We start from the raw sequence: 4,934 nt of genomic DNA, 5'->3' as shown, positions 1-4,934 counted from the left end.
GATAAGAATCCGTCCGAGGAAAAAGATGCAAAGCAGGGCACTCAGTTAAAAAAAGCGGTCAATGATCTGAACAAACAGATGAAGAACTCGGAGGCAATCTTTGGAATTCACGACAAGACGAACCGTGTTACAATCAAGATCATCGACAAGACCACAAAGGAAGTCATCAAGGAGTATCCGCCGGAGGAGACACTGGACATGATCGCCAAGGTATGGGAGATCGCGGGAATCCTTGTGGATGAGAAGTTATAGAAAGGAACGGTGAGCATATGCCAATTCGTATTACCGGATTAAATTCAGGACTGGACACAGAGGCGATCATCTCGGCTCTGGTATCTTCTTATAACTATAAGACCAACAAGTACAAGAAAGCACAGACTAAGCTTTCCTGGAAGCAGGATGCGTGGAAGACGCTCAATACCAAGATTTACAGTCTGTATTCCAGCGTGGGTAATCTCAAGCTTTCCAGCGCCTATAATCTGAAATCTACCACTGTATCTGACACCACCAAGGCAACGGTAACGGCGAGCAACAGTGCACCGAGTGGCACGCAGTCGCTGAATATTATCAGCGTGGCGCAGGCGGGATATCTGACCGGCGGTCAGCTGGATAGCAGCGTGTCAACCAGTACCACACTGGCAGAACTCGGCTATACCGGTGGGGACGGTAAGATAAATTTGACAAAAGGCGACGGAACAACGACCTCCATTGAAGTGACACAGGGAACAACAGTCGGCAGTTTCATTGCGTCCTTAAAAGATGCGGGTGTCAGCGCGAACTTCGATGCAACAAATCATCGTATTTTTGTGAGCTCCAAAGAGACAGGAAAAGACAACGATTTTACACTTACGGGCGGCAATGCTGACGGTATCAGTGCGCTTACCAAACTGGGATTGAATGTAAAATCCGATGCAACCGATGCAACCTATACATCCTATACACAGTATTATGATGCAGACGGCAATAAACTTAACCAGAATATCACCGATGCGATTGCGGCTTACAAGGCAGCGCAGGAGGACTACAAGACGAAGACGGCACAGAATGCCAACCTGACCGCATCCTATGGTTATGCCAGCGCTTATTCGGCAATGATGGATGCTTTAAAGAGCAGCGGTCTTTCTGATACAGATCAGAAAAAACTGCAGACACTGCTTGGAATGACGGCATCCCAGCGTGTGGATTCCCTGATGGATGCAAACGGAAATGTCTACACGAAGTCCGATACGGACAGTCTTGGTAATACCATTTACAGCTATAAGGATGAGAACGGTGATACAACCTATATCCGCAGGATGATTACCTATGAGGATGGCAGCAATAACGTTTACACCAAGAATGACGACGGCACATACACAGACGGTGACGGTCATGTATGGAAAGCAACCGGCGGGAAGGACACAGACGGCAATGCCACGTATTCATATACGGCGGATGACGGTACGGTGAACACTGCCACGATCAAGGAGAACACCAATTACTATGAGGTAACCGCAGAATCGCGTGGAACCGGTTATTACAAGTATACGGATGGAAATGGTGTGACCTACACACAGAATGACAACAATACTCTGGCGGGTTCTGACGGGAATACATACAAAATCAGCAGTGGCAATCTGGTACAGATCGACAGTGACGGTAATGAAGTAGCAGACGGCAAGACAGTTGCACTTTCTGCCTGCACACAGGGTGAAATCCAGAAGATGGTGTATCATCAGAAAGCCGCAGCAACAGATATCGGCCGTGCCGCAGATGTGCTTACAGATTTAAAAGAAGCAAACAAGGACACTCTGACAGATGATTTTGTCAACAAGATGACCTCAAATGTTGAGAAAGTCAATGCATTTGAAAATGCGGAGGATACGTTAGACAGCTCTGACAGTGCTTCCAGAGCAAGCATTGCAGCAGCGGTAAAGAATGCCTATGCGGCGAATGGTTCGGCGGGGGTGACGACGCTTACTAATACCTACGCATCACAGATTACGACCAATAAGACCGCCATGGAGGCAGATCAGGAGGTACTTGATAAACATGCGGTACTGTCGAAGCTCGTGGCGATGGATGAGACTTCTGCAGAGTATGCAACCGCATTTGCAGACTTTGTGAGCCAGGTGCAGAGTGCCCATGAGATTCAGAACGGCACGAACGTAACGTACAATTCAGATGCTAAGAAGATCGATGGTACAGATTCCGAGATTACTTTAAATGGAATCAAATATACAAGTTCCATGAATACCTACTCGATCAATGGACTTTCGATTACGGCGCTGCAGGCAACCGGTGTGGGAGATACGAATGCGATCAGCATTACCACATCGACAGATACACAGGGAGTTTACGATAAGATTAAGGATTTCCTGACACAGTACAATGCGCTGATCAACGAGATGACATCTCTTTACAATGCAGATTCTGCAAAGGGTTATGAGCCGTTGACAGATGAAGAAAAAGATGCGCTTTCAGACACAGAGGTGGAAAAATGGGAGCAGAAGATCAAAGATTCCCTGCTGCGCCGTGATGAGAGCCTTGAAAAGATCATGAGTACCATGACAAACTCTATGAGCAAGGGTTATGAAGTAAATGGAAAGACTTATTATCTGTCAAATTTCGGAATTAAGACACTTGGTTATTTCAATGCACCTGAGAATCAGGAATATGCATACCATATTGACGGCGATTCCGATGATACTGCTACGTCTGGAAATGACGATAAACTGATGGCAATGATCAATTCAGATCCGGATACGGTGGTTTCCTTTATGCAACAATTGACATCTGACCTATATACGGCAATCGGTGATAAAATGAAGTCGTCTACTTTAAGTAGCAGCTACAAGGTATACAATGACAAGGAGATGGCGTCGGAATACAGCGATTATACGGATCTCATCAAGAAATGGGAAGAAAAATTGCAGGACAAAGAAGACTACTATTACAATAAGTTTTCCGCGATGGAAACAGCATTATCGAAGCTGAACAGTCAGACATCATCGTTGTCAAACCTGTTTGGAAATTAAACGGCATAATGCCGTGACAGCGTCTCTGCCGAATGTGTAAAAACATCGGCAGAGACGAATACATGTATGGAGGATAGTATTATGTTAGCGAATCAGGGATATGCAGCGTATGCCAATAACAAGATTATGACCGCTTCCCCGGCAGAACTTACTTTGATGCTTTATGAGGGGGCAATCAAATTTGCGAATCTTGCGATCGAGGCGATTGATGCGAATGATATTCAGAAAGCACACAATAATATTATGAAGGTGCAGCGCATTATTGAGGAGTTTCAGAGTACACTTGACCATAAATATCCGGTGGCAAAGGATTTTGACGAGGTCTACAACTATCTGTTGATGCGCCTTCGCGAGGCAAATATAAAAAAAGATAAAGACATCATGGAAGAGGTGCTAAAGCATCTTCGTACCATGCGTGATACATGGAAGGAAGTTATGAGAACGGCACATGCATCAAGATAGAAGCAGCGGTGTGCCGGTTACAACAGATTGACAGGAGCAGCGAATGGAGAAGAATCCATATCTTACAATCATGATCCAGAGCCTGAAGAAAAAAAGTGCGGTTCTGGATGCGGTTATTGAACTGAATATACGACAGAAGGAAGAACTGGAGAATCCGGGCCTTGATCCGGATGACTTTGACGCCTGCGTGGAGGAAAAAGCAAAGCAGATCGAACAGTTGGAACTTCTTGACACCGGATTCCAGGAGGTCTACGATAAGATAAAAGCAGATCTGCAGACCAATCAGCAGGAATACCGCGAAGAGATTGCGGAAATGCAGGAATACATCCGCAGGCTGACTGATAAGAGCGCAACGATTCAGGCGCAGGAGGCGCGCAACAAAGATCTGATGACGCAGAAGTTTGCTTCTGTGCGCAAACAGGTCAAGGAAGTGCGTAAGAGCCAGAAGGTCGTCAATCAGTATTACAAGAGTATGATGAAGTCCGGCTATATGGAGCCGCAGTTTACGGACAACAAAAAATAATTGCAGATAGTAAAAAGATTTTTCTTTTTTCTATAAAGTATCGTGGCTTTCGTCCGATATATATTACAAGTAAACAAGATAACAATTGTTACTTGAGGTGGAAGCTTAAGCGGAGCGTACGGCCGGGAGAGGCAGAAACCACACTACAAAGCATATGCAGCATGGATGCTGCATCATATTCAAGGAGGAAACAATTATGGTAGTACAGCACAATCTTACAGCAATGAACGCTAACAGACAGTTAGGTATCACAACAGGCGCACAGGCAAAGTCTTCTGAGAAGTTATCTTCTGGTTACAAGATCAACCGTGCAGGCGATGACGCTGCAGGTCTTACAATTTCCGAGAAGATGAGAAGCCAGGTTAGAGGCTTAAACAAAGCTTCTGACAACGCACAGGATGGTATCTCTCTTATCCAGGTAGCTGAGGGTGCATTAAACGAGACACACTCTATCTTACAGCGTATGAATGAGTTAGCTACTCAGGCAGCAAACGATACAAATACGACTGCAGATCGTACAGCTATCCAGCAGGAGATCAACCAGTTAGCATCTGAGATCACCAGAATTTCTTCTACAACCCAGTTCAACACCATGAACCTCATCGATGGTAACTTCACATCTAAGAGCCTTCAGGTTGGTGCATTAAACGGACAGGTTATCAGGATCAGCATTTCCAACATGTCTGCATCTGGTATCGGTGTTAACCAACTGTTAGTATCTACCTTCTCTGCAGCAGGTCAGGCAATGAGTTCTGTTCAGAAGGCAATCAGCTCTGTATCTGCTATGCGTTCTAAGTTAGGTGCATTACAGAACAGACTTGAGCACACAATCGCTAACCTTGACAACATCTCTGAGAATACACAGTCTGCTGAGTCTCGTATCCGTGATACAGATATGGCTGAAGAGATGGTTGAGTACAGCAAGAACAACA

General features: G+C 45.3%; 5 protein-coding genes. All 5 read left to right on the top strand.

What is annotated here, in order from left to right; genetic code table 11:
• Nucleotides 1–252, top strand: a 252-nt coding sequence (locus ACZLMD_RS12310; protein ID WP_489495853.1) for a flagellar protein FlaG, incomplete at its 5' end; no start/stop codon positions are given.
• Between the two features lie 17 nt (nucleotides 253–269).
• Complete coding sequence (fliD, locus tag ACZLMD_RS12305; protein WP_489495851.1) at nucleotides 270–3,017, top strand: flagellar filament capping protein FliD; 2,748 nt, start codon at nucleotides 270–272, stop codon at nucleotides 3,015–3,017.
• Between the two features lie 81 nt (nucleotides 3,018–3,098).
• Complete coding sequence (fliS, locus tag ACZLMD_RS12300) at nucleotides 3,099–3,479, top strand: flagellar export chaperone FliS (protein WP_055230130.1); 381 nt, start codon at nucleotides 3,099–3,101, stop codon at nucleotides 3,477–3,479.
• 43 nt (nucleotides 3,480–3,522) lie between these two features.
• Entirely contained in the window at nucleotides 3,523–4,002 is a 480-nt protein-coding gene (flgN, locus tag ACZLMD_RS12295) for a flagellar export chaperone FlgN (protein ID WP_215662477.1), read from the top strand.
• Nucleotides 4,003–4,198: 196 nt separating this feature from the next.
• Nucleotides 4,199–4,934: flagellin N-terminal helical domain-containing protein (locus ACZLMD_RS12290; protein WP_489495848.1), on the top strand; the 736-nt coding region annotated here is incomplete at its 3' end.

The sequence above is a fragment of the Jutongia sp. genome (assembly GCF_057878315.1).
Note: the sequence above shows the minus strand (reverse complement) of the source record. Positions and strands in the feature narration are given on the sequence as shown.